28 protein-coding genes are annotated in these 25,046 nt (G+C 67.9%); 20 read left to right on the forward strand and 8 right to left on the reverse strand.

The features are described from left to right. Position 1 precedes the first annotated feature (1 nt). From pyrE to ASG17_RS09220, 7 genes are all read left to right on the forward strand, one after another. Positions 2 to 586, forward strand: a complete 585-nt coding sequence (gene pyrE, locus ASG17_RS09190; protein ID WP_056102119.1) for an orotate phosphoribosyltransferase — start codon at positions 2 to 4, stop codon at positions 584 to 586. After that, on the forward strand, positions 583 to 1,326 hold the full coding sequence (locus tag ASG17_RS09195) for a pyridoxine 5'-phosphate synthase (protein WP_056102121.1): 744 nt from the start codon (positions 583 to 585) through the stop codon (positions 1,324 to 1,326). The genes pyrE and ASG17_RS09195 overlap by 4 nt, the downstream gene beginning before the upstream one ends. Further along, positions 1,323 to 1,721: a holo-ACP synthase gene (gene acpS, locus ASG17_RS09200; RefSeq protein WP_056102124.1), complete on the forward strand. Its 399-nt coding sequence runs from the start codon at positions 1,323 to 1,325 to the stop codon at positions 1,719 to 1,721. The genes ASG17_RS09195 and acpS overlap by 4 nt, the downstream gene beginning before the upstream one ends. 593 nt (positions 1,722 to 2,314) lie before the next feature. Then, the gene (gene lepB / locus ASG17_RS09205; protein WP_056103358.1) at positions 2,315 to 3,211 is read left to right on the forward strand and encodes a signal peptidase I; all 897 of its coding nucleotides are present in this window, start codon (positions 2,315 to 2,317) and stop codon (positions 3,209 to 3,211) included. Further along, positions 3,211 to 3,927, forward strand: a complete 717-nt coding sequence (gene rnc, locus ASG17_RS09210; RefSeq protein ID WP_056102128.1) for a ribonuclease III — start codon at positions 3,211 to 3,213, stop codon at positions 3,925 to 3,927. The genes lepB and rnc overlap by 1 nt, the downstream gene beginning before the upstream one ends. After that, entirely contained in the window at positions 3,924 to 4,901 is a 978-nt protein-coding gene (era, locus tag ASG17_RS09215; protein WP_235560396.1) for a GTPase Era, read from the forward strand. The genes rnc and era overlap by 4 nt, the downstream gene beginning before the upstream one ends. 2 nt (positions 4,902 to 4,903) lie before the next feature. Further along, positions 4,904 to 6,154 (forward strand): serine hydrolase, encoded by a 1,251-nt coding sequence (locus tag ASG17_RS09220; protein WP_056102131.1) that lies wholly within the window; start codon positions 4,904 to 4,906, stop codon positions 6,152 to 6,154. A gap of 12 nt (positions 6,155 to 6,166) precedes the next feature. On the opposite strand, the gene ASG17_RS09225 is transcribed toward ASG17_RS09220, so the two are convergent. Further along, positions 6,167 to 6,589: a VOC family protein gene (locus ASG17_RS09225; RefSeq protein WP_056102134.1), complete on the reverse strand. Its 423-nt coding sequence runs from the start codon at positions 6,587 to 6,589 to the stop codon at positions 6,167 to 6,169. Positions 6,590 to 6,694: 105 nt separating this feature from the next. Between ASG17_RS09225 and ASG17_RS09230 the strand changes: the two genes are divergently transcribed. From ASG17_RS09230 to ASG17_RS09260, 7 genes are all read left to right on the forward strand, one after another. Continuing rightward, positions 6,695 to 7,312: a flavodoxin family protein gene (locus ASG17_RS09230; protein WP_056102137.1), complete on the forward strand. Its 618-nt coding sequence runs from the start codon at positions 6,695 to 6,697 to the stop codon at positions 7,310 to 7,312. Positions 7,313 to 7,340: 28 nt separating this feature from the next. Further along, positions 7,341 to 7,802, forward strand: coding sequence for a nuclear transport factor 2 family protein (locus ASG17_RS09235; RefSeq protein ID WP_200935047.1), 462 nt, complete (start codon positions 7,341 to 7,343; stop codon positions 7,800 to 7,802). Next, the gene (recO, locus tag ASG17_RS09240) at positions 7,802 to 8,533 is read left to right on the forward strand and encodes a DNA repair protein RecO (protein ID WP_056102140.1); all 732 of its coding nucleotides are present in this window, start codon (positions 7,802 to 7,804) and stop codon (positions 8,531 to 8,533) included. The genes ASG17_RS09235 and recO overlap by 1 nt, the downstream gene beginning before the upstream one ends. 71 nt (positions 8,534 to 8,604) lie before the next feature. Then, complete coding sequence (locus tag ASG17_RS09245) at positions 8,605 to 10,185, forward strand: ATP-binding protein (protein WP_056102143.1); 1,581 nt, start codon at positions 8,605 to 8,607, stop codon at positions 10,183 to 10,185. 86 nt (positions 10,186 to 10,271) lie between these two features. After that, positions 10,272 to 12,473, forward strand: coding sequence for a DNA topoisomerase IV subunit A (gene parC / locus ASG17_RS09250; protein WP_056102146.1), 2,202 nt, complete (start codon positions 10,272 to 10,274; stop codon positions 12,471 to 12,473). Positions 12,474 to 12,734: 261 nt separating this feature from the next. Further along, entirely contained in the window at positions 12,735 to 13,304 is a 570-nt protein-coding gene (locus tag ASG17_RS09255; protein ID WP_056102150.1) for a LemA family protein, read from the forward strand. Between the two features lie 10 nt (positions 13,305 to 13,314). Beyond that, positions 13,315 to 14,358, forward strand: a complete 1,044-nt coding sequence (locus ASG17_RS09260) for a M48 family metallopeptidase (RefSeq protein ID WP_056102154.1) — start codon at positions 13,315 to 13,317, stop codon at positions 14,356 to 14,358. A gap of 186 nt (positions 14,359 to 14,544) precedes the next feature. Here ASG17_RS09260 and ASG17_RS09265 read toward each other — a convergent pair whose 3' ends face one another. Together ASG17_RS09265 and ASG17_RS09270 are read right to left on the reverse strand one after the other, a co-directional pair. Beyond that, a complete protein-coding gene (locus ASG17_RS09265) occupies positions 14,545 to 15,282 on the reverse strand; it encodes an arginyltransferase (protein WP_056102157.1) in 738 nt (245 codons plus the stop codon). A gap of 121 nt (positions 15,283 to 15,403) precedes the next feature. Then, the gene (locus ASG17_RS09270) at positions 15,404 to 16,306 is read right to left on the reverse strand and encodes a flagellar motor protein MotB (protein ID WP_056102159.1); all 903 of its coding nucleotides are present in this window, start codon (positions 16,304 to 16,306) and stop codon (positions 15,404 to 15,406) included. A 99-nt stretch (positions 16,307 to 16,405) separates the two neighbouring features. Between ASG17_RS09270 and ASG17_RS09275 the strand changes: the two genes are divergently transcribed. After that, complete coding sequence (locus ASG17_RS09275) at positions 16,406 to 16,912, forward strand: flavin reductase family protein (RefSeq protein ID WP_056102163.1); 507 nt, start codon at positions 16,406 to 16,408, stop codon at positions 16,910 to 16,912. Beyond that, complete coding sequence (locus ASG17_RS09280; protein WP_056102167.1) at positions 16,909 to 17,775, forward strand: NAD(P)-dependent oxidoreductase; 867 nt, start codon at positions 16,909 to 16,911, stop codon at positions 17,773 to 17,775. The genes ASG17_RS09275 and ASG17_RS09280 overlap by 4 nt, the downstream gene beginning before the upstream one ends. Here ASG17_RS09280 and ASG17_RS09285 read toward each other — a convergent pair. From ASG17_RS09285 to hemB, 5 genes are all read right to left on the reverse strand, one after another. Continuing rightward, complete coding sequence (locus tag ASG17_RS09285) at positions 17,761 to 18,972, reverse strand: hypothetical protein (protein WP_056102169.1); 1,212 nt, start codon at positions 18,970 to 18,972, stop codon at positions 17,761 to 17,763. The two genes, ASG17_RS09280 and ASG17_RS09285, sit on opposite strands and share 15 nt — an antisense overlap. 69 nt (positions 18,973 to 19,041) lie before the next feature. Beyond that, positions 19,042 to 19,836, reverse strand: coding sequence for a carbonic anhydrase (locus ASG17_RS09290; protein ID WP_056102172.1), 795 nt, complete (start codon positions 19,834 to 19,836; stop codon positions 19,042 to 19,044). Positions 19,837 to 19,916: 80 nt separating this feature from the next. Further along, entirely contained in the window at positions 19,917 to 20,423 is a 507-nt protein-coding gene (locus ASG17_RS09295; protein WP_369796679.1) for a peptidylprolyl isomerase, read from the reverse strand. A gap of 118 nt (positions 20,424 to 20,541) precedes the next feature. Beyond that, positions 20,542 to 20,931: a hypothetical protein gene (locus ASG17_RS09300; protein ID WP_056102179.1), complete on the reverse strand. Its 390-nt coding sequence runs from the start codon at positions 20,929 to 20,931 to the stop codon at positions 20,542 to 20,544. Next, positions 20,928 to 21,932 carry a porphobilinogen synthase gene (hemB, locus tag ASG17_RS09305; RefSeq protein WP_056102183.1) on the reverse strand — a complete coding sequence of 335 codons (1,005 nt, stop codon included), beginning with the start codon at positions 21,930 to 21,932 and terminating at the stop codon, positions 20,928 to 20,930. Before hemB ends, ASG17_RS09300 begins: the two co-directional genes overlap by 4 nt. Before the next feature lie 205 nt (positions 21,933 to 22,137). Between hemB and ASG17_RS09310 the strand changes: the two genes are divergently transcribed. From ASG17_RS09310 to ASG17_RS09320, 4 genes are read left to right on the forward strand one after another with little or no spacing between them, the layout of a single operon-like run. Continuing rightward, positions 22,138 to 23,274, forward strand: a complete 1,137-nt coding sequence (locus ASG17_RS09310; protein WP_056102185.1) for an isobutyryl-CoA dehydrogenase — start codon at positions 22,138 to 22,140, stop codon at positions 23,272 to 23,274. 50 nt (positions 23,275 to 23,324) lie between these two features. Then, entirely contained in the window at positions 23,325 to 23,603 is a 279-nt protein-coding gene (locus tag ASG17_RS15190; RefSeq protein WP_082496166.1) for a type II toxin-antitoxin system Phd/YefM family antitoxin, read from the forward strand. Continuing rightward, the gene (locus ASG17_RS09315) at positions 23,581 to 24,006 is read left to right on the forward strand and encodes a type II toxin-antitoxin system VapC family toxin (protein WP_056102188.1); all 426 of its coding nucleotides are present in this window, start codon (positions 23,581 to 23,583) and stop codon (positions 24,004 to 24,006) included. The genes ASG17_RS15190 and ASG17_RS09315 overlap by 23 nt, the downstream gene beginning before the upstream one ends. Beyond that, positions 24,003 to 25,037, forward strand: coding sequence for an enoyl-CoA hydratase/isomerase family protein (locus ASG17_RS09320; protein WP_056102191.1), 1,035 nt, complete (start codon positions 24,003 to 24,005; stop codon positions 25,035 to 25,037). The genes ASG17_RS09315 and ASG17_RS09320 overlap by 4 nt, the downstream gene beginning before the upstream one ends. Positions 25,038 to 25,046: the final 9 nt, after the last annotated feature.

Consider the following 25,046-nt stretch of genomic DNA (forward strand, 5'->3'; position numbering starts at 1 on the left):
CATGAACACCGAAGACGTCCTCAACGAATTTCGCGACGCCGGCGCCCTGCGTGAAGGCCACTTCGTCCTCTCGTCGGGGCTGCACAGCCCGGTCTTCCTGCAGAAGAACCTCGTCTTCATGGACGGCGCGCGCTGCGAACGGCTGTGCAAGGCGCTGGCCGAAAAGATCGTCGCCACGGTCGGTCCGGTGGACGTCGCCATCTCGCCGGCCGTAGGCGGCATCATTCCCGGTTATGAGACCGCAAAGCATCTGAACGTCCGCTCGATGTACGTCGAGCGCGAGGGCGGGGCGTTCAAACTGCGTCGCGGCTTCTCGGTCGAGCCGGGCGAAAAGGTCGTCATGGTCGAAGACATCGTGACCACCGGGCTCAGCTCGCGCGAATGCATCGCCGCGATCCAGGCGGCGGGCGGCGAGGTGGTCGCGGCGGCCTGCATCGTCGATCGCTCGGGCGGCCGGGCCGATGTCGGCGTGCCGCTGGTCGCACTGGCGACGCTGGATGTGCCGGCCTATCCGGCCGACGACCTGCCGCCAGAACTCGCAGCCATCCCGGTTCAGGATCCGGGCAGCCGGCGGCTGAGCCAATGAAGGCGGGGCGCGCTCGTCTGGGCGTGAACATCGATCACGTCGCTACGGTGCGGAACGCGCGCGGCGGCGTGCATCCAGACCCGATCCGCGCGGCCAGGGAGGCGCTGGGCGCCGGCGCGGACGGCATCACCGCCCACCTGCGCGAGGACCGCCGTCACATCACGGACGCCGACATCGAGGCGCTGACGGCGCTGTGCGCCCAGGCCGAGCGCCCTCTGAACTTCGAGATGGCGGTCACCGACGAGATGCTGGCCATCGCCGTGCGGCACCGGCCGCACGCGGCCTGTCTGGTGCCAGAGCGGCGCGAAGAGGTGACAACCGAGGGCGGACTGGCGGTCGCGGGTAAAGAGGCGCGAATCGCGCCCGTCGTCGCTGCTTTGGCGGCCGCCGGCATACGCGTCAGCCTGTTCATCGAGCCGTCCGCCGCGCAGGTCGAAGCCGCTGCGGCCGTCGGCGCCCAGGTCGTGGAGTTTCACACCGGTCGGTATTGCCACCTGGCGCCGGATGCACGCGCGATCGAACTCGGCCGGCTGGCTGCGGCCAGCGCCCAGGCCTCGACGCTGGGGCTGGAGGTCCACGCGGGCCACGGCCTGGATTTCGACACGGCCGCCGAAGTTCTGAAGATCCCGGAGATCGACGAGCTGAACATCGGGCATTTCCTGATCGGCGAGGCCCTGTTCACCGGTCTGGCGCCGGCCATCGTGAGGATGCGCGGCGTCATGGACGCGGCGCGGCCATGATCGTCGGCGTCGGCGCAGACCTGTGCGACATCCGGCGGATCGAAGCCTCGATCGAACGCTTCGGCGATCGCTTTACCCAACGCTGCTTCACCGAGATCGAGCGCACCCGCTCGGAGCGCAAGCCGGACAGGTCGTGGAGCTACGCCAAGCGGTTCGCGGCCAAGGAGGCCTGCGCCAAGGCGCTGGGCACCGGCATGCGTTCGAATGTCTATTGGCGCGACATGGGCGTGATCAACAAGCCCAGCGGTCAGCCGACGCTGGCCCTGACCGGTCATGCGGCCGAACGACTGGCGGCCATGACGCCGCCGGGGCACGTGGCCAACATTCACCTGACGCTTTCGGACGAACACCCGTATGCGCTGGCCTTCGTGGTGATCGAAGCCTTGCCCCAGTGACTATTGTGCCTGTCCTGAAGGCGCGATACCCATGCCACCGTTTCAGACCGCGGACAGCGGCAGGGGGATGGTGAATGACCGACGCGCCCAAGCCGCAGGCCGATGAGCCGCATGACGCGACCGTGGAAGCGGAAGCCGTCCAGGCGGGGCCGGCCATCGAAACCCACGATCCCGAGGTTTCGCCGGATGCGGCGGCCCATCCGGTCGACGCCGATCTGATCCAGGTCGATGGCGAGCCCGAGCCGGTGATCGAGGTGATCGAGACGCCCGCGACCCCCGACGCCGTTGTCCGGGATGTCGATGGCCTTGAGGTGGTTGAACCGCAGACGGCTGACACCTTGGCGACGGTCGAGGACGCGCCGGTCCAACTGACCGAAGCGCGCGCCACGGACGCCGTCGAGCCCATCGATTACGCCCACCAGACGGCGCCTGCGATCGATCCGTTCGTTGAGGCGGGCTCGCTGGAGCCCGCCATCAGCCTGCCGCTCTCGGAGGCCATCTCCGAGCCTGTAACCCATACTGTTGAAGAAGCGCCTGCCGTGACGACTGAGCCTAAAGCCGAACCTGTCTCCGAGACCTCCGACAGCGCCGCCATGCTGGGCGCCGCCGCCGTGGCCGGCACGGCCGCAGCCGCAGCGTCGTCGGACGGCCGCCGGCCGATCTGGAGCGACCAGGGCGACGCCCCGTTCAACGACGGCCCCGAGAAGCCCGTGTACGACCGCCGCCGCAGCAAGACCAAAGCCAAGTCCGGCGGCGACGCGGGCGGCGAGGCGGGCGAGATCGTCAAGACCGTCGTCTTCGCCCTGCTGATCGCCTTCGTCCTTCGCGTGCTGCTGTTCCAGCCGTTCACCATCCCGTCGGCCTCGATGGAGCCCAACCTCTATGAGGGCGACTACATCGTCGTGACCAAGTGGAGCTATGGCTATTCGCGCTACTCGATCCCGTTCGCGCCGCCGCTGTTCGAGGGCCGGATCCTGTCGCAGGCGCCGACGCGCGGCGACATCGTGGTGTTCAAGCTGCCGCGCGACAACAAGACCGACTACATCAAGCGCCTGATCGGCCTGCCCGGCGACCGCATCCAGATGGTCGCTAACAAGCTTTATATCAACGGCCAGCCGGTCGATGACGTGGTCGTCAGCCAGTCGCAGATCGACGACATCTTCGGCCCGCGCCCGGTGACCCAGGTGCGCGAGACCCTGCCGGGCGGGAAGGTCATCACCATCCAGGACTTCGGCCCGGGCAACGAGCTGGACGACACGCCTGTCTACGAGGTGCCGGCCGGCCACTACTTCATGATGGGCGACAACCGCGACAACTCGATCGACAGCCGCGTCGAGGAGTCCAGCGGCGTGGGCCTGGTCCCGGCCGAGAACCTGGTCGGCAAGGCGCAGATCATCCTGTTCTCCTGGTCGCCGGGCGCTTCGTTCTGGAAGCCGTGGACCTGGTTCAGCAACCTGCGTCCCAGCCGGTTCTTCACGCTTCTGCATTGATGGCGGATCGGCGCGCCGAAGCGATCGCGGCCCTGACGCGCGCGCTGGGACATGAGTTCAAGAACAAGGCGCTGCTCGAGCAGGCCCTGACCCATTCCAGCGTCGGCGAAGGTCAGGCGCTGGACGCGCGCGGTCGGCCCTTTGTAGACAACCAGCGGCTGGAGTTTCTGGGCGACCGGGTGCTGGGCCTGGTCGTGGCCGAGCGGCTGATGCGTGACAACCCGGGGGCGGACGAGGGCGCGCTGTCCGCCCGCCTGCACGCGCTGGTCGACAAGCCCGCCTGCGCCCGCGCCGCCGAACGTCTGGGCATCGGCGCGGCCCTGCGCCTGTCGCCGGGCGAGGCCAAGCAGGGCGGCCGCCGCCGCGAGGGCGTGCTGGGCGACGCCATGGAGGCGGTGCTGGCGGCCGTGTGGCTGGACGGGGGAATGGAGGCGGCCAAGGCCCTGTTCGATCATGCCTGGGCTGAAGAGTTCGCCCGCCCCATCTCGACCACCGTCGCGAACCCGAAATCAGCCGTGCAGGAGTGGTCGCTGAAGCACGGGCGCGGCCTGCCGACCTATGCCGTGCTGGATCGCACCGGTTCGGATCATGCCCCGACTTTCACCGTCGAAGTGCGTGTTGAGAGCACGGAGCCCTTGACCGGTCAGGGGCGTTCCCGTCAGGAGGCGGAGAAGGCGGCGGCGACGGCCCTGCTGAAACGCGAAGGCCTGGTTTGACCGACATCGACACCCACGACACCGACACGCCCGACAGCGGCGCGCAGCGCGCGGGCTTCGCCGCCATCATCGGTGCGCCGAACGCGGGCAAGTCGACTCTGGTCAATCGCCTGACCGGGACCAAGGTCTCGATCGTCACCCAGAAGGTTCAGACGACGCGCTTCCCCGTGCGCGGCATCGCCATCGACGGCGACGCGCAGATCGTGCTGGTGGACACGCCCGGCATCTTCACGCCGCGTCGTCGCCTGGACCGCGCCATGGTCGCCTCGGCCTGGGGCGGGGCGCAGGACGCGGACGTCGTCGTGCACCTGATCGACGCGGCCTCGCACATCGCGTCCGAGGGCAAGACCGGCACGGCCGCCGACCGCAAGTCGGCCGAGGACACTGAAACCATCATCGCCAACCTGAAGGCGACCCAGCAGCAGGTCATCCTGGCGCTGAACAAGATCGACGGCATGCGCCGGGACACCCTGCTGGCGCTGTCGCATACGCTGTTCGAAAGCGGCGTCTATTCCGAGGTCTACATGATCTCCGCCGCCACCGGCGACGGCGTGGACGACCTGAAGTCGCGCCTGGCGATGGCCATGCCGGTCGGCCCCTGGCTCTATCCGGAAGACCAGAGCGCGGACGTGCCGATGCGCGTGCTGGCCGCCGAGATCACGCGTGAGAAACTGTACCTGCGCGTCCACGAGGAACTGCCCTACGCGGCGGCCGTGGAGACCACCGCCTTTGATGAAAAGGCCGACGGCTCGGCCCGCATCGAACAGACCATCTATGTCGAGCGCGAGAGCCAGCGGCCCATCATCCTGGGCAAGGGCGGCCAGACGCTGAAGTGGATCGGCCAGAAGTCGCGTGAGGAACTGATCGAGCTGTTCGACCGCCCGGTCCACCTGTTCCTGACCGTCAAGGTTGACGCGCGCTGGCAGGAAAGCCGCGCCCTCTACGCCCAGTTCGGTCTCGAGTACGACGTCTAGTCTTGGCTTTTCACGTTCCGCGTAACGCCGGCAACCACCCCCGGCTCTTCATCGGCGGCCTGCTGACACTGGTCATCGGCGCGGCCGTCGTCGCCGGCGTCCTGACCGCCGAAGCGCCGCGTCGCGTCTTCGAGGCTGAGGCCGCCGCCGCGCCGCCGCCGCGCCCGCCGCTGGTCGTGGTCGAGGATCTGCCGCAGCTGAAGGAACGCCTGGACCGTGAGGGCGCCGCGCGCCGCTTCATGGGCGCCGTGCTGGTGGCCAAGGGCGACCAGGTCCTGTTCCGTCAGGTCTACGGCAAGGCCAACTACGAGCGGAACGAGCCGATGCGGCTGGACAGCCGTTTCCGCCTGGCGTCCGACAGCAAGCAGTTCACCGCCGCCGCCATCCTGACCCTGCAGGACCAGGGCAAGCTCAGCGTCGACGACGCTCTGTGCGACTGGATCCAGCCGTGTCCGCCCGCTTGGGCCCCGGTGCGTCTGCACCACCTTTTGACGCACCAGTCCGGCATCCCCGACCTGATGGCCCAGGCCAACTGGGGCATGACGCGCACCAACTACCGCACCAAGGACCAGCTGATCGAGGCGGCCGCCCGGTACGGTCTCCAATTTCAGCCGGGGACCAAGATCCGCTACGACAACGTCGGCTTCAACCTGCTGGCCTCGGTGGTGGAGCGGGCCAGCGGCATGCCTTTCGAGACCTATATCCAGCAGACCTTCTTCGACCCGCTGGGCATGGCCGACACGGGCTCGGACGCCGATGGACAGGCGCAGGGTCTGGCCATGGGCTACGCCAACTATCCGTCAGGCCTTGCGCCGCAGCCGCTCGCCAACGTCAGCATCGTGTATGGCGCGGGCGCCCTGTACTCAACGCTGGACGACCTGCTGGTCTGGAACCGCGCCCTGCATCGTGGCCGGCTCCTCAAGCCCGCCAGCTACGCCGACATGATCGACAGCCACAATCCGCCGGATACGCCGAACGAGCGCGGCCGGGCGCCGCGCGCCTGGGGCTACGGCATCTATACGAACCGGCTGGGTGAGCGGGTGACCCCGGCCTTCTCGGACCGCCAGATCTATCACACAGGCAGCTGGGCCGGTTTCCGCAACATCATGACCTATCAGCCCGAGACGGACGTGACGGTGATCGTGCTGTCGAACAACTACCACATGCGCGAGCAGGTCTTTCTGATCTCGCAACAGGCCATGGCCGAGGCGCTGGGCCATCCGTTCCCGACGGGAACGAAGGCGGCGGACTAGGCGACGCCTCGGCTACTCGGGATCGCCGTCGGTGTTGATCATCCACGGTACGCCGAACTTGTCGACGAAGCTGCCGTAGCCCCTCGACCAGAAGGTCGCGGCGAAGGGCATCATCACCGTGCCGCCCTCTGACAGCGCATCGAAAACGCGCTGCGATTCCGCCGGCTCCGAGCAGTGGACGGTGACGTCGAAGCCGTTCTTGGGCTTGTCGATGTTGGGCGCGAACTCCGGCGGCATGTCGGCCCCCATCAGGGCCTGGTCGCCGACCTGCAGCCAGGCGTGCATCAGCCAGTCATCGTACTTCGCGTCCACCGGCATGCCCGGCGGTGCCTCGCCGTACGGGAAGGCCCGGATTTCGCCGCCCAACACCGATGAATAGAACTCGAACGCGGCGCGGCACTGTCCGCTGAAGCTCAGGCTGGTGACCAGTTTCATCGACCGTCTCCCTTTCGAGACATCAGGCGGCCAAACGGTGTTTGCGTCAATCGGCGGAACGCCCGTTCACGCGGGCGGTTAGGTCGCTCAGACCGGAGATGTTCAATGAAGGCCGTAGTCCTGAACTGCACCCTGAAGCCGTCGCCGGCCTCCTCCAGCACCGAGGCCTTGGCCAAGGTGGTCATCGCCGAACTGGAAAAGGGCGGCGCCGAGGTCGAGATGGTCCGGCTGGTCGATATGAACATCAAGCCGGGCGTTTCGGCCGACGAGGGCGACGGCGACGACTGGCCCAAGGTCGACGCCAAGCTGAAGGCCGCGAACATCGTCGTCTTCGCCACGCCCATCTGGCTGGGCCAGCATTCCAGCGTCTGCCAGCGCGCGCTCGAGCGGATGGACGCCTGGTTCGCAGAGACCGACGACAGCGGCCGCCCGGTCGCCTTCGGCAAGGTGGCCGGCATCGTCATCACCGGCAACGAGGACGGCGCCCATCACATCGTCGCCTCCGTCAGCCAGGGCCTGATCGACATGGGCTTCACCATTCCGGGCCAGAGCTGGACCTACTGGCACCTCGGCCCTGGACCCGGGGCGGACTACACCGAGACCGACCAGGGCCACGACTATTCCGATCGCGTCGGCCGCAACGCCGCGCGCAATCTGGTCGCGCTGGCGAAGATCATGAAGCCGGACGTCTATCCCGTTCCCGAGAGCGGCGAGGAGGACTAGGACTGGGCGTCCGTTTCCGGAGGCCGACATGTCCCTGATCCTCGCCGCACTGGCCGCCGTCTCCATGCAGGCGGCCCCGACGCCCGAGGCCGAGATCGGCGCCGTGCTGGACCGCCTGAACGAAGCTTCCACGGCGGCGGACACCGATGCCTATTTCGGCCTGTTCACCCCGGACGCCCGCTTCATCGGCACCGACGCGACCGAGCGCTGGTCGCTGGCCCAGTTCCGCGCCTACACCGAGCCCTACTTCGCCCAGGGCAAGGGCTGGACCTACAATCCGCACGACCGACACATCACCGTCGCCGAGATCGACTGCCGCTGCATCGCCTGGTTCGACGAGGAACTGACCAACGCCGCCTATGGCCAGGCGCGCGGCTCCGGCGTGCTGCGGCTCACGCCGGACGGCTGGCGCATCGAACAGTATGTCCTCAGCTTCCCGGTGCCCAACGACAAGGCGGACGCCGTCATCGCCCTGATCAAAGCGCCCTGATGGAGTTCGCCGAAGAGGCCTTCGTCCTGTCGGCGCGGGCGCATGGGGACACGGGCGCGGTCGTCGATCTGCTGACCGAGACCAACGGCCGGCGCGCCGCCTATGTCGCCGGCGGGGCGTCGCGCAAGATGCGGCCGTTTCTCCAGGCGGGCGCCCGGGTCAGCGTGGAGTTGCGGGCGCGCACCAGCGATCATCTGGGGTCTGCGAAACTGGAGCCGATCGGGGAGGGGCCCAGCGCCCTGTTCGACGACCCCCTGGCCCTGACCGGCCTGGCCGCCGCCGCCGCCGTGGCGCAAGGCGCGTTGCCGGAGCGGGAGGCGCATCCCGGCGCCTTCCTGGCCTTCGAGGCGCTGATGGGCGCGTTCGCCATCCCGGCGATCTGGCCGGCCATTTTCGTCCGGTTCGAGGCGGGCCTGCTGGAGGACCTCGGCTTCGGCCTGGATCTGTCGCGCTGCGCCGTCACCGGCGGCATGGACGACCTGATTTGGGTCAGCCCTCGCACCGGGCGCGCCGTCAGCCGCGAGGCGGGCGCCCCCTATGCCGACAAGCTGCTGGCCCTGCCGCCCTTCATGCTGGGCGCCCAAGCCGGTCTGGGCGAGGGCGACATTCGCGCGGGGCTGGACCTGACCGGCCACTTCCTGGAGCAGTTCGTTTTCCACCCCCAGAACAAGCCTCTTCCGCCGGCGCGGGTGTGGATGCTGGACAAGCTGGCCGAGGCTGGGCGGCTCTAGAAAAGAACGCTTTCAACCGGACTTAACACTCGTCATGTACGGTAGGCGACGTTCAGTAGGGGTCAGTCCGCATGAGCTATGCGTCACTTGTCGAAACGCCCTTCCTTGCGGATGAGGCCGTTTCCTTCCCGGCGGACGACAGGTCCGCGCACCTGAGCACCTTCTTCGACGTCTCGCTGGACCTTCTGGTCATTCGCGATCTGGCCGGCGTCGTCGTCAAGGCCAGCCGGTCCTGGGAGAAGACGCTGGGCCACCGTCCGATCGAGTTGGAAGGCCGCCCCTTGCTGCGCCTGCTGCACCCGGAGGAAGTCGCCGCCACGCGTATCAGCGTGCAGGAGGTGGAGAACCGCCGGGCGGGCGATCCGGTGCTGGGCTTCATCAATCGCTATCAACACAAGGACGGCAGCTATCGCACCCTGGAGTGGCGCGCCCAGCGGCACGGCGACCTGATCTTTGGCGTGGCGCGCGACGTCACCGACCGTGTCGCCGCCGAACGCGAGATGGCGCAGGCCAAGGTCGCCGCCGAGGCGGCAAGCCGCGCCAAGTCTGACTTCCTGGCCAATATGAGCCACGAGATCCGAACGCCCCTGAACGGCGTGATCGGCATCATCGACGCCCTGTCGCGCACTCGGCTGACGCCGGACCAGGCCGAGATGGTCGCTCTGGTCCGTGATTCCGGCGTCGTGCTGGAACGGCTGGTTTCGGATATCCTGGACGTCTCCAAGATCGAGGCGGGCCAGCTTGATCTGGAAGCTCGGCCCTTCGACATGGCCCGCGCCCTGGCCCCCTGCATTGAGGTCGGCCGTTCGCGCGCCCAGGACAAAGGCGTCGATCTGGTCGTCGAATACGCCCCAGACGTCGAGGGCCGGTTCCTGGGCGACAGCACCCGGGTGCGTCAGATCGTGGGTAATCTGGTCTCCAACGCCGTGAAGTTCACCGCTTCGGGCCAGATCACGGTCCGCGTCGATCTGGACGCCGCTGATCGTGTCCGCATCGCGGTTCAGGACACGGGCGTCGGTTTCGACGCCGAGACAGGCGCCCGCCTGTTCAGCCGCTTCACGCAGGCGGACACCAGCATCACGCGGCGCTTCGGCGGCACGGGTCTAGGCCTGTCGATCTGCCGGTCGTTGGCGGAGATGATGGGCGGCGAGATCATCGTCACCTCGACCCCCGGCGTCGGCAGTCGCTTTACCGTCCTTTTGCCGTTGCCCCGCATCGAGGCCGCATCGGAGGTGGTGAACGACGCTGACGCCGCCGTCGCCCGAGGCCCTCGTGAGGGACCGCTGCGCGTCCTGCTGGCCGAGGACCACCCGACCAATCAGCGCGTGGTCCAGCTGATCCTCGGCGCATCGGGCGCGGAGCTGACCATTGTCGACGACGGCCGCCGCGCGCTGGAGGCCTTCGCCGCCGACGCCTTCGACGTTGTCCTGATGGACATGCAGATGCCGGTCATGGACGGACTGACGGCCACCCGCGCCATCCGCGCCCTGGAGGCTCAACGTGGGGCGGCGCCGACGCCCATCGTCATGCTCAGCGCCAACGCCATGGCCGAGCACCGCGAAGAGGCCCGCCTCGCCGGCGCCGACCTGCACGTGGCCAAGCCGATCACCGCCGAGAGCCTGTTGGCCGGAATCGAGCAGGCGGTCGGCTGATCGCCCACAGGCTGGTGTTGGCGCGTTCCCACACGGGCCGCCATCCTGCGCTAGACTGACGGCTCCCGAGCTCGAATCAGCCCCGCATGACCCTTCATTCCCCGCCGCCGGAAGGCGGCCGCATTGTCGATGAGCCGATGGCCGAGGCGCTGTCGCGCCGCTACCTGGCCTATGCGCTCTCGACCATCACCAACCGGGCGCTGCCGGACGTGCGCGACGGCTTCAAGCCGGTGCACCGCCGCATCCTCTACGCCATGTACCAGATGCGTCTGAACCCGCAGGCCGCGGCGCGCAAATGCGCCAAGGTCGTGGGCGAGGTGATGGGCGGCTATCACCCGCACGGCGACGCCTCGATCTACGAGGCGCTGGTCCGCCTGGCCCAGGACTTCGCCCAGCGCTATCCGCTGGTCGACGGCCAAGGGAACTTCGGCAACATCGACGGCGATAGCGCTGCGGCCATGCGCTACACCGAGTGCAAGCTGACGCCGGCGGCCATGCTGCTGCTGGATGGGATCGATCAGGATTCGGTCGACTTCCGCGCCACCTATGACGACCAGGACGAGGAGCCGATCGTCCTGCCGGGCGGCTTCCCCAACCTCTTGGCCAACGGGTCGTCGGGCATCGCCGTGGGCATGGCGACGTCGATCCCGCCCCACAACGCCGGCGAGCTGATTGACGCCTGCCTGGTGCTTCTGGAGAAGCCGGAGACGACGACCGAGGAACTGGCCGCCATCGTGCCGGGGCCGGACTTCCCGACCGGCGGGGTGGCGGTCGAGGGGCATGCCTCGATCCTGGACGCGTACGAGACCGGCCGGGGCGGCGTCCGCCTGCGCGCCCGCTGGGAGACCGAGGACCTGGGGCGCGGCGTGTGGCGCATCGTCGTCACCGAGATGCCCTATCAGGTCCAGAAGTCACGCCTGATCGAGGCGCTGGCCGATCTCATCGAGAACAAGAAGGCCCCGCTGCTGGGCGACGTGCGCGACGAGTCGGCCGAGGACATCCGCCTGATCCTCGAGCCCAAGAACCGCACCATCGAGCCCGAGATCCTGATGGAGAGCCTGTTCAAGCTCTCCGATCTGGAAATCCGCTTCCCGATCAACATGAACGTGCTGGACGCCACCGGCACGCCGCGCGTGCTGGGGCTGAAGGCGTGTCTGCAGGCCTTCCTGGATCACCGCCGCGAGGTGCTGGTCCGGCGGGGTCGCTGGCGCGTCGAGCGCATCGAGAAGCGGCTGCACCTGCTGGAGGGCCTGCGCCTCGTCTTCCTCAATCTGGACGAGGTGATCCGCATCGTTCGCGAGGAGGAGCAGCCCAAGGCCATCCTGATCGCCCGCTTCGGCCTGACCGAAATCCAGGCCGACTTCGTCCTCGACACCCGCCTGCGCCAACTGGCGCGGCTGGAGGAGATGACCATCGAGAAGGAGTTCAAGGAGCTCAGCGAGGAACTCGCCGGCCTGAACGCCATGATCGCCTCGCCGGCAAAACAGGCGCGCCTGATGGCCGTCGGTCTGGAGGACGTGCGCAAGGCCCTGTTGTCGCCGCGCCGGACCACCATCGCCGGGGCCGTGGACGCCTCCAGCTATGCGCCGGTCGAGGCCTTTATTCCCCGCGAGGCCATCACCGTCATCCTGTCCGAACGCGGCTGGATCCGCGCCGCCAAGGGCAAGGTCGAGGACCCGTCGGAGCTGAAGTTCAAGGAAGGCGACAGCCTCGCCTTCCTGGTGCCGACCTTCACGACCGACAAGCTGCTGGTGGCGGCGTCGGACGGACGCATCTTCACCATCGGCGCCGACAAGCTGGCCTCCGGGCGCGGCCACGGTGAGCCGCTGCGCCTCATGATCGACCTGGACGAGAAGGCCGACATCATCAACGTCCTGGCCCACCAGCCGGGCGGCAAGCTGCTGGTGACGTCGAAGGCCGGCTACGGTTTCATCGCCCCCGAGGACGAACTGCTGGCCCAGAAGCGCGGCGGCAAGCAGGTGCTGAACGGCGACATGCTGGCGGCGCTGCGGGTCACCGGTGATCACGTCGCCACCATCGGCGAGAACATCAAGGCGCTGATCTTCCCGCTGGCCGAACTGCCCGAGATGGGCCGTGGCAAGGGCGTGAAGCTGCAATCGTTCAAGCAGGGCGGCCTGGTGGATGTGGCGGTGTTCAACGCCGAGACGGGGCCGGAATGGGCCGATGGCGGTGGTCGTCGCCGCAACTGGCCCGACTGGAAGGACTGGCTCGGCAAGCGCGCCGGCGCCGGTCGTCAGGGCCCGCGCGGGATGCGGAAGTTCCGATAAGTCACCTCCCTGCACCCCGTCATCCTCGGACTTGATCCGAGGATCAGGCGCCGGTCGTGCCGGACGCTGAAGGCTCAAGGCGCGGCCCTTCAGCCTTCTTTGGTTGCGCACCGGACATCCTGATCCTCGGATCAAGTCCGAGGATGACGGAGCGGGGAGTTTTCCAAGGGGCGCGCAGCTAACGCCGATTTCACTTCGCGGCTCGCCCTCGACGCGCGATAATCTCCATGTCCGGCGCTGCGCCGGGTTTGGAGACTGCAAATGATCGCTCTGATCATCATCGTCGTCATCATCGCCGTGATCGGCTTCATGGTGGTCGGCGGCTACAACAAGCTGGTCGCCCTGAACCAGTCGGCCGACCAGGCCTTCGCCGATATCGACGTGCAGCTGAAGCAGCGCCAGGACCTGATCCCGAACCTCGTCGAGACGGTGAAGGGCTATGCGACGCACGAGCGCGCCACGCTGGATTCCGTCACACAGGCGCGCGCCGCCGCCGCCGGCGCCACCAGCGTCAACGACAAGGTCCAGTCCGAGAACATGCTGACGGCCGCCCTGGGACGCCTGTTCGCCGTGGCCGAGGCCTATCCGGACCTGAAGGCCAACACCAACTTCCTGGAGCTGCAGCGCGAGCTGTCGGACATCGAGAACAAGCTGGCCGCCGCGCGCCGCTTCTTCAACAACGCCGTGGCCGAGTTCAACGCCGTGCGCCGCCAGTTCCCGACCGTGCTCTTTGCCGGGATGTTCGGCTTCGCCGCCGACAAGCCCTTCTTCGACGTCGGCGAGGGCGAGCGGGCGGCGATGAACGCGGCGCCCCCGTCGGTCAAGTTCTGAGCCTGATCTGATGGCCGCTGTCGGCCTCAAGACCCACATCTGGGCCAACAACACCCGGTCGGCCCTGCTGCTGGCCGGGTTTCCCTTCCTGCTGATCGGCATCCTGTACGGGCTGCAACTGGTCATGATGGGCTTCGGCCTGATCGAGGGGACCGGCGGGCCGCTGGGCGACGACATGGCCTCGGCCGGCGCCATGCTGGGCTGGACCGTGCCGGCCGCCTTCGTCATCGCCGGCGTCTGGTTCGCCATCGCCTATTTCGGCAACCAGGCGATGATCGACGCCATGACCGGCGCTCGCGCGGTCAGCCGCAAGGATGCGCCGGACCTCTACAATCTGCTGGAAAACCTCTGCATCTCGCGCGGCCTGACCACGCCGACGTTGCGGATCATCGAAAGCCCGTCCTTGAACGCCTACGCGTCGGGTCTGCACGCCGGGCGCTACAGCGTCACCGTCACGCGCGGCCTGATGCAGACGCTGGATCAGGCCGAGATGGAGGCCGTGCTGGGGCACGAGCTGACGCACATCATCAACAAGGATGTGCGGACCATGGTCATCGCGTCCATCTTCGCAGGCATCATCAGCGTCCTGGCCGAGTTGCTGTTCCGGGGCCTGTTCTATGCCCGGCCGGGACGCGGCAAGGACAACAAGAACGCCGGGCCGCTGATCCTGATCGGCCTGGCCATCGCCGCCATCGGCACGGTGCTGGCGGTGCTGATCCGGCTCAGCCTGTCGCGGACGCGCGAGTACGTCGCCGACGCCGGCGCGGTGGAGCTGACCAAGAACCCCGACGCCATGATCTCGGCCCTGCGCAAGATCGACGGCCATTCGACGCTGGAGGCGCCGGACGAGGTGCGGGGGATGTTCCTGGACAATCAGGCCAAGGGCTCGGGCCTCGACGGCCTGTTCTCGACCCATCCGCCGATCGAGAAGCGCATCGCCGCCCTGATCCAGTACGCCGGCGGCATCGACAACGGTCCGTGGGGCGATCTGGAGGCCGGGCCGGTTGGCACGGCGGTTCCGATGACCACCAGCACGTCGGTGCCGACGACCTAATTCTTCCCTCTCCCAAAGGGAGAGGGCTTGAGGCTCCAAGAGCGAAGCGATTGGCCAAGCCGAAAGGGTGAGGGGACTGCGCTATCCGGTGAGGGGCCACCCCTCACCCTTTCGCGCAAAACTGATCGCTGCGCTCTCAGGCGCTCAAGCCCTCTCCCTCTGGGAGAGGGTCGACGCGGGGAGAGCCTAGTCCTCCAGCGCCCGCCAGCCCAGCGGCCGCAGCACTTCCATCGGGCGGAAGCCGGCCTTGTAGTCCATCTTGGCCGAGCCCTGGACCCAGTAGCCCAGATAGACGTACGGCAACCGCACGATCCGGGCCTGCTTCAGGTGATCCAGCACCGCGAAGACGCCCAGGCTGCGCTTCTCCATCGCCGGATCGAAGTAGCTGTAGACCATCGACAGGCCGTCCTTCAGCAGGTCGGTCAGGGTGACGGCGACCAGTGCGCCCATTTCGCCGTCCACGTCCGGCAGGCGGTATTCGATCAGGTGGGTCCGCACGGCCGTGTCCTCGACCATGGCGACATAGTCCAGCCAGCCCATGTCGGTCATGCCGCCGCCGGGGTGCCGCGCGGTCAGATAGCGGCGCAGCAGACTGAACTGCTCGACCGTCGCCTCGGCCTCGACCAGGGTGCGGACCAGATCGGCGTTGCGGTTCAGCACCTTGCGCTGGGTCCGGCTGGCGACGAATTTTCCGATCGGAATGCGCACCGAAACGCAGGCGTCGCAGCTCTCGCAGGCAGGGCGATAGGCGATGTTCTGACTGCGGCGGAAGCCGGCCTGGGTCAGCTCGTCATTGACGTGCGCCCCGTCCGAGAACGGCAAGTTGGCGAACACCTTCCGTTCGGTTTGGCCGGGCAGGTAGGGACAGGGCGCGGTGGCGGTCATGAAGAACCGCAGCTGCCGTGTCGGGATATGCTGGGTCACCGCACTATTTCCGCACGCTTTTCCGGCGACAGTTCGGCGACGCGATACTCATGGGCCGATTTGGCGCCGCCCGGCCGGTCGCTGCAAGCGCGTTCGCGCCACAGTCGAACCGGAAATCCGCTCACAGGCTGGTGTCGGTGGGCAGCACCGGCGCCTCGCGCAGCAGCACGATGGCGATGCGGCGGTTGCCGGCCAGGGTCGGATCGTCGGGATAGAGGGGATCGGATCCCGCCTTGCCCGCCACCGAATAGACCCGGTCCGGATCGACGCCCGACCCCTGCAGGATCAGGCGCGCGGCGTTCGCGCGCTGGGACGACAGCGACCAGTCGTTCGGCCCCGACGCCCGGTTCGCGCCGGGCTGGGCGCTGGTGTGGCCGGTGATGGAAATGCGGTTCGGTAGCTGGTTGATGACCCGCGAAATGGCCCGCAGAAGCAGCTGGGCACGCGCGTTCGGCCGATCCGAGTTGGCCTCGAACATCGAGCGGCCTTCCTGGTCGACCAGCTGAATGCGCAGCCCTTCCGGCGTCTGGTCGACGATCAGCTGCTTGGACAGCTCGGCCAGCTCTGGCATCGACTGCATCGCCTGGCGCAGGGAGGCGGCGGCGCTGGCGAACTCGGCGGCCTCTCGGCGCTCGATCTCTTCGCGCAGGGCCTCTTCGCTGGCGGCGGCCAGGTTGGAATTCTGGCCCACGTCCTGGGGCGCGTCTTGCGGGGCCTCAGGGGCCAGTTCGCTGATCACCGAGTTGGTGCCCGAGCTCTTGGAGCCGTCATCGCCTAGCGACGTGCCGCCCAGGATTCCGCCCGAGCCCGAGGTGGTGGCCGAGACGCTGGCCGGCGCGAAATACTCCGCGATCCCGCGCTTCTGTTCCGGGTCGGTCGTGTTGATCAGCCACATCAGCAGGAAGAAAGCCATCATTGCGGTCACGAAGTCCGCATAGGCCACCTTCCAGGCGCCGCCATGGTGGCCGCCCCCGACCACCTTCTTGACCTTCTTGATCATGATGGGGCGGTCGGCGAGGGACATGGGTCTGCGCGGCTGTGAAACGAGATGCGACCCTTTGCTGATCAAGGTTAAGGCCGCGTTTCCCTTTCCCCGAAGACGGAAGCGCATTAGGTCGGTGCCGTGACGCTCGAACCGCCGCCCGACGACCTTGTCCAGGAGACGACCGCCTACCGGCGCGCGCTGGGCGCCTTCGCGACCGGCGTCTGCGTGGTCACGGCCGATAGCGAAGGCGGGCCGATCGGCATCACCATCAACTCCTTCACCTCGGTTTCCCTGACGCCCCGGCTGGTGCTCTGGTGCCTGGACGAGCGATCGGACCGCTGGCCCGCCTTCGCCGCCGCCGAGCGCTTCGCCATCCACGTGCTGCCGATCGAGGACCGCGACAAGGCCATCCGCTTCGCCCGCGGCGTCTGCACGTTGAACGACGGCGAATACGACCGGAGCGGCGAGGGCCCGCCGCGCCTGCCCGAGGCCTTGTCGCGATTTGAATGCGTCACGCACGACCGCATCCAGATGGGCGACCATCTGGTGATCGTCGGCCGGGTCGAGGCCTTCCAGACGCGCGAGGGTGACGCCCTGACCTTCCACCGCGGCCGCTACGGCCAGTCCCACGTGTTCGAGGCATGAAGATCGCGTTCGCCGGGCTCGGCGTCATGGGCGGGCCGATGGCCGGCCATCTGGTCCACGCCGGCCACTCCGTCACCGGCTACAATCGCTCGTCGGACAAGGCGAAGGCGTGGGCCGAAGAGACCGGCGGCGCCTTCGCCGAGACGGTCGCCCAGTCCGCCGAGGGCGTGGACCTGTTCATCTTGTGCGTCGGCAATGACGACGACGTGCGTCAGGTCGTGACCGAGGCCCTGTCGCACCTGGCGCGCGGCGCGGTCATCGTCGACCACACCACCACCTCCGCCAAGGTCGCCTGCGAGATGGCAGCGCTGGCCGAAGCGGGCGGCCGTTCGTTCATCGACGCCCCCGTCTCGGGCGGTCAGGCGGGCGCGGTCTCGGGCCAGCTCAGCGTCATGGCCGGCGGCGACGCCGAGGCTCTGGCGAGGGTCGAGCCTGTGCTGAAGACCTACTCCAAGGCCATCAAGCACATGGGGCCGGCAGGCTCCGGCCAGCTGACCAAGATGGTCAACCAGATCGCCATCGCCGGCGTCGTCCAGGGCTTGGCCGAGGCGGTTCATTTCGCCAAACAGGCCGGTCTGGACACCGACGCGGTCCTGGACGCCGTCTCAAAGGGCGCGGCCCAGAGCTGGCAGATGGACAATCGCTGGAAGACGGCGGCGGCGGGACAATTCGACTTCGGCTTCGCCGTCGACTGGATGCGCAAGGATCTGGGCCTGGTGCTGGACGAGGCGGGATCGAACGGCGCCCGGCTCGACATGACGCGGCTGGTGGACAGCTATTACGCCGAGGTCCAGCAGATGGGCGGCGGGCGCTGGGACACCTCCAGCCTAGCCGCGCGACTGGGCCGCTCAGGCGACCGCTAGAGCCGGCGGCTTCGCGATCGGCAGCGACAGCAGGGGCAGGTCGCGGAACGTCCATGTGCGCGCGCCCACCGGCCGGCTCTGCATCCGGCAGATGCCCGGCCCGGACAGGAAGGGCAGCCCAAGTTCCAGCGCCAGTTCACGCTCGACCCGGAAGCGCAGATTACCGACGCCGGGCCAGATGCGCCGTTTGCGATAGTCCTTCATATGCCCCGCGAACCGGCGCAGCGCCGCCATCCTGACCTCCAGCCCGGCGTCCGGCAGATCCAGCGTCACGCTGGCGAAGGCCTTGTTGGTCAGGGACTGGATCTCGAAATCCGGATCGCGGACGCGCAGGCCGATCTGGCCAACGAACGGGCCCAGCGTCGCCCGAACCAGGCCGATGGCCTGGAAGGTCGGGATGCGCGGCGTGTCATAGACGGTGGCCGCCAGCGTCTCGCGCATGAAGGCGGGCAGGACGCCCAGCATCTCGATATAGGCCTGCCGCTGGCTGGGCCGCATCAGCGTGCCGAACGACACCGGCAGATGCAGAGGCGCCTCGCCGGGAAAGTCGATCAGGAACGAGAGCGCCGTGGTCACGCAGGCCATGTCGAAGACATCGCTTTCGGGCGGGCGATGCGCCTGGCCGTCGATTACGCTGTGATAGGTCGGCGACGTCAGCGGTGTCGTGGTGACCACATCCCCCATGAACGTCTGGCGTGTCGCCAGATACACGCCCTGCGCCCCGCCCACGGACGGCGGCGGCTGGAAGTCGCCCTTCGCCGGCTCCGACGCCCGTTCCGGCACGTCGATCAGGGAGCCGTCCTCGGCGATGCGGCGCAGGCGCGTGCCGGGCGGCAGGCGGCTGGGGTCGCGCATGGCGTCGGCGACCGCCTCGCCCGACATCGAGGAGAACAGGCTGATCGCCTCGGGCTCGCCCTCGAATAGCGCCAGCTGCACCCCGTCCTCCGCGCCGGCCCCGAACAGGCGTGACTGCAGATCCTGCGACAGCATGGCCAACTCGGCCGTGTCCAGTTCGGTCGAGCGCGGATCGGCGAGCAGATAGCAATAGTGGCTTAGCGGGGTAGCGGACCGGGGCAGGGTCCACCGCACCTCCAGAAACAGGTTGGTGTACTTGGCCACCATCGGGCCGAGCGCCTCCGACGGCACCTCGGTGCGGTTGTCATCGACCAGGACACGCAGGCAGGCGACCGCAGACATTCGTTACTCCGGACAGCATCACAACCGCTCCGGGTGAACAAACAGCCAATGCCCGAGACCTGTTGAAGCTCAGGCGTCCAGGAAGCGCACAGCCCCGGTCCGCATGTCCTTGACCGCCGCCACGATCTTCAGGGCGCCGGCGTCGATGGCGTCGGCCAAGGCTGTGTCGGCCGTCGCCAGCTTGGCGGCGACGCGGCGCGCGTTCTCCTCGACGGCGGCGGCGGCCATGTCATGGCTGTGGCCCCGTCGGGCGGACAGGACGGCCGGGATGATCGGCACGATCATCTCCTCCAGCGAGGGATCCAGCTCGGCCTTGCCGTCCACGATCGCCTCGGCGGCCGCGACGGCGCCGCAGCCCGTGTGGCCCATGACCACGACCAGCGGGCAGTTGAGGTGCTTCACCGCATAGACGGTCGAGGCCAGGCCACGTCGATCGACGGTGTTGCCGGCGACCCGGATCATGAACAGCTTGCCCAGACCCTGGTTGAACAGGATGGTCGGCGAGGCCCGGCTGTCCGCGCAACTGATGATCGTGGCGATGGGGCTCTGGCCCGACTGAAGCGGACCGAGGTCCGAGGCGCGGACGTAGCCCAGGCTGGAGTCGCCGCGCACGAAGGCCTCGTTGCCAGTCTTCAGCGCCTGCAGAGCTTCCTCGGGCGTGGGCGCGGTGGCCGATGCCGGCGCGGCCATCTCCAACGGCGCGGACGCCACGTCCGGTAGGGCGCAGGCCTCGCCCTCCAGCACGTCGGCCTCCGCATCTTCGACGGGCGGCGCATCGAGCGCGGCGGCGATGGGCTCAAGGCCCGTCTCTCCCGACGATGCGAGCGGCGTATTCCGCGGAGACTTGCGACCGAACCAGCCCATGGCGCGCCCCAAAACGTCAACGAACGACGATTTCTCGTGAGCGCCCGGAGACCTGTCAAGCGACAGGCCTGTGACAGCCCTCAGGGCGCGCGCGTAGCGGAGACGATGGCGATGCGCGGCTCCAGCATTTGACCCCGCATCACCCCTTCGCCCTCGGTGGGCGAGGTCGGGGCGGCCAGGACGCTGCGCACCACATCCATCCCCTCCACGACCTTGCCGAACACCGCGAAGCCATCCGGATCGACGGAATAGGGCCGCCCGGCGTCGTACGGCGTCATGGGTCCGACCGCGATGAAGAAGTCGCCCGTGGCCGTTCCCGGCGCATAGCGCGCCATCGAGATGGCCCCGTCCCGGTGACTGAGCCCGGTCTGCGTCGTCGGCTCATGCGCGATGGGCGGCAGGATGCGCGCCGGATCGTTGTTCGTCCCGCCCTGCACCAGTCCGACGCCCGCACCCGCGCTCATGGCGCGATAGAAGCTGGCCCCGTCGAAGCGGTGCTCGTCGACGTATTTCAGGAAGTTGGCGCCGGTGATCGGCGCCGCTCGGTCGTTGACCTCGATGACGATGGTCCCGGCCGAGGTCTGCATTATCACGCGCGGCAGGGGCGCCGAGTTGTCGTCTTGTGCAGAGCTAGGGGCCGGCCAAAGAAGTACGGCGGCGAGCACTGCAACGAGCGAACGTCTCAACATCCCATCACCGCCTTGCTCATGCGAACCGCTTTCCGGGGCTACCGACGTATCTATCCGTAGCGGATCTTCCTTCGCGGTCCACTACAGTCACAGTGAAGTGCGGCCCGTATATCGGGTCGGTTCCAAACCGGGCCGTTGCGACCTTGAAGGTGCACGGTTCGACTCCCTGCTTCAGGCACAGTTCGTCGAATGCGGTCCGATAGAGCGAAACGGCTTTGGCCAGGGAGCGAGAAGGGTGGCCCTCGACGACTTTTCCGGTGAGGAAATCGACCGAAATCGCGCTAGTGTCAGACCGCCCCGCTTCGCCGAATATATCTATCTCGTAGACGCCTATGAGCAGACCGATGCCGCTCACCAGCGAGTCGGCTGCGCTATGTGCGATGCTCTGAAGGACGCCGAGCTTCATCCCGCCAGCAGCCGCGCCGCTTGCGGCGCAAAGTAGCTCAGCACGCCTGCGCAGCCGGCGCGCTTGAAGGCGTGCAGGGTCTCCAGGATGGCGCGATCCTCGTCCAGCCAGCCGTTGGCGATGGAGGCCTGCATCATCGAGTACTCGCCCGACACCTGATAGGCGAAGGTCGGTACGCGGAAGGTCTCGACCACGCGGCGCACGATGTCGAGGTACAGCATCCCCGGCTTGACCATCACCGCATCCGCGCCTTCGGCCAGGTCCATGGCCACTTCGCGCAGGGCCTCGTCGGTGTTGGCGTAGTCCATCTGATAGGTCTTCTTGTCGCCCGTCAGCATCTTGGCCGAGCCCACCGCGTCGCGGTACGGGCCGTAGAAGGCCGAGGCGTATTTGGCGGCGTAGGACAGGATCAGAGTGTCCGAGAAGCCGTTGGCCTCCAGCGCCTCGCGGATCGCCTGGACCCGGCCGTCCATCATGTCCGAGGGGGCGACGATGTCGGCGCCGGCATGAGCCTGGATGAAGGCCTGTTCGGCCAGCCGTTCCAGCGTCGCGTCGTTCAGGATGCGGCCGTCCTCGACCACGCCGTCGTGGCCATGGTCGGTGTAGCAGTCCAGTGCCACGTCGCACATGACGCCGACCTCAGGCGCGGCGTCCTTGATCGCCTTGATGCAGTCGGGGATCAGGCCGTCGGGGTCGGTCGCGCCGGTTCCGATCGAGTCTTTGATGGCGACGTCGACATTGGGGAACAGGGCAACAGCGGGGATACCCAGGCTGCGCGCCTCGACCGCCGCCTGCGCCGCCGCCTTGGGCGACAGGCGGAAGACGCCGGGCATGGAGGCGATGGCCTGCCGGTCCTCGGCGCCGTCATGGACGATCAGCGGCCACACCAGATCGGCGGGCGTCAGCACGGTCTCAGCCACCATCCGCCGCACCCACGGACTGGCGCGCAGCCGGCGCGGGCGGGCGAGAGGAAAGGGTGCGGGCGGGAAGGGCAGGGTCATGGGGGCGTCCTACTCTTATCCCTCTCCCGGCGGGAGAGGGCTTGAGCGCCTGAGAGCGTAGCGATCAGTCCTGCGCGAAAGGGTGAGGGGTATGCCCTCACCTGTTAGCCGCCCACCCCTCACCCTTTCGGCTTACCCAATCGCCTTCGGCTCTTGGAGCCTCAAGCCCTCTCCCTCTGGGAGAGGGAGCGCGTTAGAAGATGTGATGCACTTCGCCCTCACCGACGATCAGCGCGCCATTCAGGACGCCGCCCGCGCCTTCTCCGCCGACCTGCTGGCGCCCAACGCCGCCGAGTGGGACGAGACCAAGCATTTCCCCGTCGACGTCATGCGCCAGGCCGCCGAGATGGGCTTCTGCGGCATCTACACCGGCGAGGAGCACGGCGGCATGGGCCTGGGCCGCGTCGAGGCGGCGGTGATCTTCGAGGAGCTGTCGGCAGGCGACGTCTCGACCGCCGCCTTCATCTCGATCCACAACATGGCGACGTGGATGATCGACCGCTTCGGCTCTGACGACCTGCGCGGCCGCTATGTGCCGTCGCTAGTCTCCATGGAGCGGATCGCTAGCTATTGCCTGACCGAGCCCGGCTCCGGCTCGGACGCGGCAGCGCTGCGCACCACGGCGCGGCGCGACGGCGAGCACTACATCTTGAACGGCTCCAAGGCCTTCATCTCGGGCGCGGGAACCAGCGACGTCTACGTGGTCATGGCCCGCACCGGCGCCGACGGGCCGAAGGGCATCTCGGCCTTCGTGGTCGAGAAGGACGCGCCCGGCCTGTCGTTCGGGGCCCAGGAGAAGAAGCTAGGCTGGAACAGCCAGCCGACCGCCATCGTCAGCTTCGACGACTGCCGCATCCCGGCCGCCAATCTGCTGGGCGAGGAGGGCGCCGGCTTCCGCTACGCCATGATGGGCCTGGACGGCGGCCGCCTGAACATCGCCGCCTGCTCGCTGGGCGGCGCCCGTCTCGCACTGGAGACGGCCCAGGCCTATGTCGCCTCGCGCAAACAGTTCGGCAAGCCGCTGGCCGACTTCCAGAACACCCAGTTCCAGCTGGCCGACATGGCCACCGAACTGGAGGCCGCGCGCCTGATGGTCCTGCGCGGCGCCTGGGCCATCGACACCGACCATCCCTCCAAGACCCAGTGGTGCGCCATGGCCAAGCGACTGGCCACCGACGCCTGTTTCCAGATCGTCGACCGCGCCCTGCAGTTGCACGGCGGCTACGGCTATCTGAAGGACTACCCGATCGAGCGCCTGCTGCGCGACCTGCGCGTCCACCGCATCCTGGAAGGCACGAACGAGATCATGCGGGTGATCATCGCGCGAGAGATGCTGCGGTAGGCGAAGCACGTGCATCGTGCTAAGCTGACCATAATGGTCAGGAGGCGTTGATGCGTGAAGTCGGGGTGCTTGAGGCCAAGACGTCTTTCACTCAGTTGATCGCTGAAGTGGAGCGAACCGGCGAGGGGGTGACAGTGACCCGTCGCGGAAAGGCGGCCGTGCGGATCATGCCGGTGCAAACCACCGCCCGACCAAGCCCTGAACAGCGGGCCGCTACTGTTCGGGACCTTTTAGCTCGGCGCGACGCCCAGCCGTTCGTCGAAGGGTTCGACGATCTGTCATGGGAAGAACTGAAACGGATCGGGCGTGGTGAAGACCGTTACGGTTGACGCGTCCGCCGCGACCAGCTGGCTATTCCCGAGCCAGGCCACTAAAGCGGCCGACGCCTTCCTCACAAGTAGAGAGCCGCGCCGCCTGATCGCCCCCAGCGTCTTTGCGTGGGAGGTCGGAAATCAGATCCTTCGGCGCGCTCGCCACGGCCGATTGCCGCTGTCCATCATGCTCCAGGACCTGCGGATTCTCGAGGTGGACATCCTGCCACCACCGTCCGGAGAGGCCGTTCTGACGTCGATCGAAACGGCGCTGGCGAGTGGGCTGAGCTTGTTTGACAATGCGTATTTGCAGCTCTGCGCCGCCGAGCGGGCAGCGCTTGCAAGCCGCGATGCGGACCTCCTGCATGCAGCACATCTCGCTGGTGTCGAAACGTTCGACCTGCGAGACCCGTCCTCATGACCGACGAAATCCTGACCCACGTCGAGCACGGCGTAGGGCGAATCACCCTGAACCGGCCCAAGGCGCTGCATGCGCTGAACCGGGGGATGTGCGAGGCGATGCTGGCGGCGCTTCTGGCGTGGCGCGAGGATGATCGGGTGCGCTCGGTCATCATCGACCATGCGGGCGAGCGCGGCTTTTGCGCCGGGGGCGACATCCGCATGTTGGCCGAGAGCGGCGCCACCGACGGCGTCGACGCCCGCGCCTTCTTCTACGCCGAGTACCGCCTGAACCATCTGCTGTTCGAATACCCCAAGCCGGTGACGGCCATCATCGACGGCATCGTCATGGGCGGCGGCGTCGGCATCTCGCTGCCGGCCAAGGTGCGGATCGCGACGGAGCGGACCACCTTCGCCATGCCGGAGACCGGCATCGGCCTGTTCCCGGACGTCGGCGGCGGCTGGTTCCTGCCGCGCCTGCCGGAGCCTGAGCTGGGAACCTGGCTTGCCCTGACCGGCGCGCGGCTGAAGGGGCGCGACACCGTCTCGGCCGGGATCGCGACACACTACGTCGAGAGCGCGGATCTGCCGGGCGTGAAGGCGGCCCTGCTGAGGGGCGACGCCTCCGTGCTGGACGGACTGGCGACCGAAGGCGCGACGATCATGCCTGAGCTGGGCGCGCTGGTCCCGCTGTTCGGCCACGACACGGTCGAGGCGATCTTCGCGGCGCTGGAGGCCGACGGCCGCGACTGGCCGATGGCCCAGCTGGCCATCCTCAGGACCCGCTCGCCGCAGTCGATGAAGGTGTCGCTGCGGCAGCTGCGCACCGGCGCGAGCCTGCCGAGCTTCGCGGACAATATGGCGATGGAATACGCCCTGGCCGGCCGCATCGTCGCCACGCACGATTTCCAGGAGGGCGTCCGCGCCGTCATCGTCGACAAGGACAATGCGCCGCGCTGGTCGCCGGCCGAGCTGACGGGCGTCACGGACGAACAGGTCGAGGGCTTCTTCGCGCCCTTGCCGCCCGGCGAGGAATGGACCCCGGTTTTCTGACCTTGCCAG

Origin of the sequence: Brevundimonas sp. Leaf363 (genome assembly GCF_001424025.1) — a bacterium.
GTDB lineage: Bacteria > Pseudomonadota > Alphaproteobacteria > Caulobacterales > Caulobacteraceae > Brevundimonas.

Bases quoted from the DNA above. Each gene is read 5' to 3' on its own strand.
- ASG17_RS09320 (WP_056102191.1), top strand. From the start codon at position 24,003: ATGACCGACGAAATCCTGACCCACGTCGAGCACGGCGTAGGGCGAATC.
- ASG17_RS09195 (WP_056102121.1), top strand. From the start codon at position 583: ATGAAGGCGGGGCGCGCTCGTCTGGGCGTGAACATCGATCACGTCGCT.
- ASG17_RS09280 (WP_056102167.1), top strand. From the start codon at position 16,909: ATGAAGATCGCGTTCGCCGGGCTCGGCGTCATGGGCGGGCCGATGGCC.
- ASG17_RS09255 (WP_056102150.1), top strand. From the start codon at position 12,735: ATGATCGCTCTGATCATCATCGTCGTCATCATCGCCGTGATCGGCTTC.
- ASG17_RS09225 (WP_056102134.1), bottom strand. From the start codon at position 6,589: ATGAAACTGGTCACCAGCCTGAGCTTCAGCGGACAGTGCCGCGCCGCG.
- ASG17_RS09290 (WP_056102172.1), bottom strand. From the start codon at position 19,836: ATGGGCTGGTTCGGTCGCAAGTCTCCGCGGAATACGCCGCTCGCATCG.
- ASG17_RS09295 (WP_369796679.1), bottom strand. From the start codon at position 20,423: ATGCAGACCTCGGCCGGGACCATCGTCATCGAGGTCAACGACCGAGCG.
- parC (WP_056102146.1), top strand. From the start codon at position 10,272: ATGACCCTTCATTCCCCGCCGCCGGAAGGCGGCCGCATTGTCGATGAG.
- ASG17_RS09235 (WP_200935047.1), top strand. From the start codon at position 7,341: ATGTCCCTGATCCTCGCCGCACTGGCCGCCGTCTCCATGCAGGCGGCC.
- recO (WP_056102140.1), top strand. From the start codon at position 7,802: ATGGAGTTCGCCGAAGAGGCCTTCGTCCTGTCGGCGCGGGCGCATGGG.
- pyrE (WP_056102119.1), top strand. From the start codon at position 2: ATGAACACCGAAGACGTCCTCAACGAATTTCGCGACGCCGGCGCCCTG.
- ASG17_RS09270 (WP_056102159.1), bottom strand. From the start codon at position 16,306: ATGTCCCTCGCCGACCGCCCCATCATGATCAAGAAGGTCAAGAAGGTG.
- ASG17_RS09310 (WP_056102185.1), top strand. From the start codon at position 22,138: ATGCACTTCGCCCTCACCGACGATCAGCGCGCCATTCAGGACGCCGCC.
- rnc (WP_056102128.1), top strand. From the start codon at position 3,211: ATGGCGGATCGGCGCGCCGAAGCGATCGCGGCCCTGACGCGCGCGCTG.
- ASG17_RS09245 (WP_056102143.1), top strand. From the start codon at position 8,605: ATGAGCTATGCGTCACTTGTCGAAACGCCCTTCCTTGCGGATGAGGCC.
- ASG17_RS09300 (WP_056102179.1), bottom strand. From the start codon at position 20,931: ATGAAGCTCGGCGTCCTTCAGAGCATCGCACATAGCGCAGCCGACTCG.
- ASG17_RS09260 (WP_056102154.1), top strand. From the start codon at position 13,315: ATGGCCGCTGTCGGCCTCAAGACCCACATCTGGGCCAACAACACCCGG.
- lepB (WP_056103358.1), top strand. From the start codon at position 2,315: ATGCTGGGCGCCGCCGCCGTGGCCGGCACGGCCGCAGCCGCAGCGTCG.
- acpS (WP_056102124.1), top strand. From the start codon at position 1,323: ATGATCGTCGGCGTCGGCGCAGACCTGTGCGACATCCGGCGGATCGAA.
- ASG17_RS09230 (WP_056102137.1), top strand. From the start codon at position 6,695: ATGAAGGCCGTAGTCCTGAACTGCACCCTGAAGCCGTCGCCGGCCTCC.
- hemB (WP_056102183.1), bottom strand. From the start codon at position 21,932: ATGACCCTGCCCTTCCCGCCCGCACCCTTTCCTCTCGCCCGCCCGCGC.
- ASG17_RS09285 (WP_056102169.1), bottom strand. From the start codon at position 18,972: ATGTCTGCGGTCGCCTGCCTGCGTGTCCTGGTCGATGACAACCGCACC.
- ASG17_RS15190 (WP_082496166.1), top strand. From the start codon at position 23,325: ATGCGTGAAGTCGGGGTGCTTGAGGCCAAGACGTCTTTCACTCAGTTG.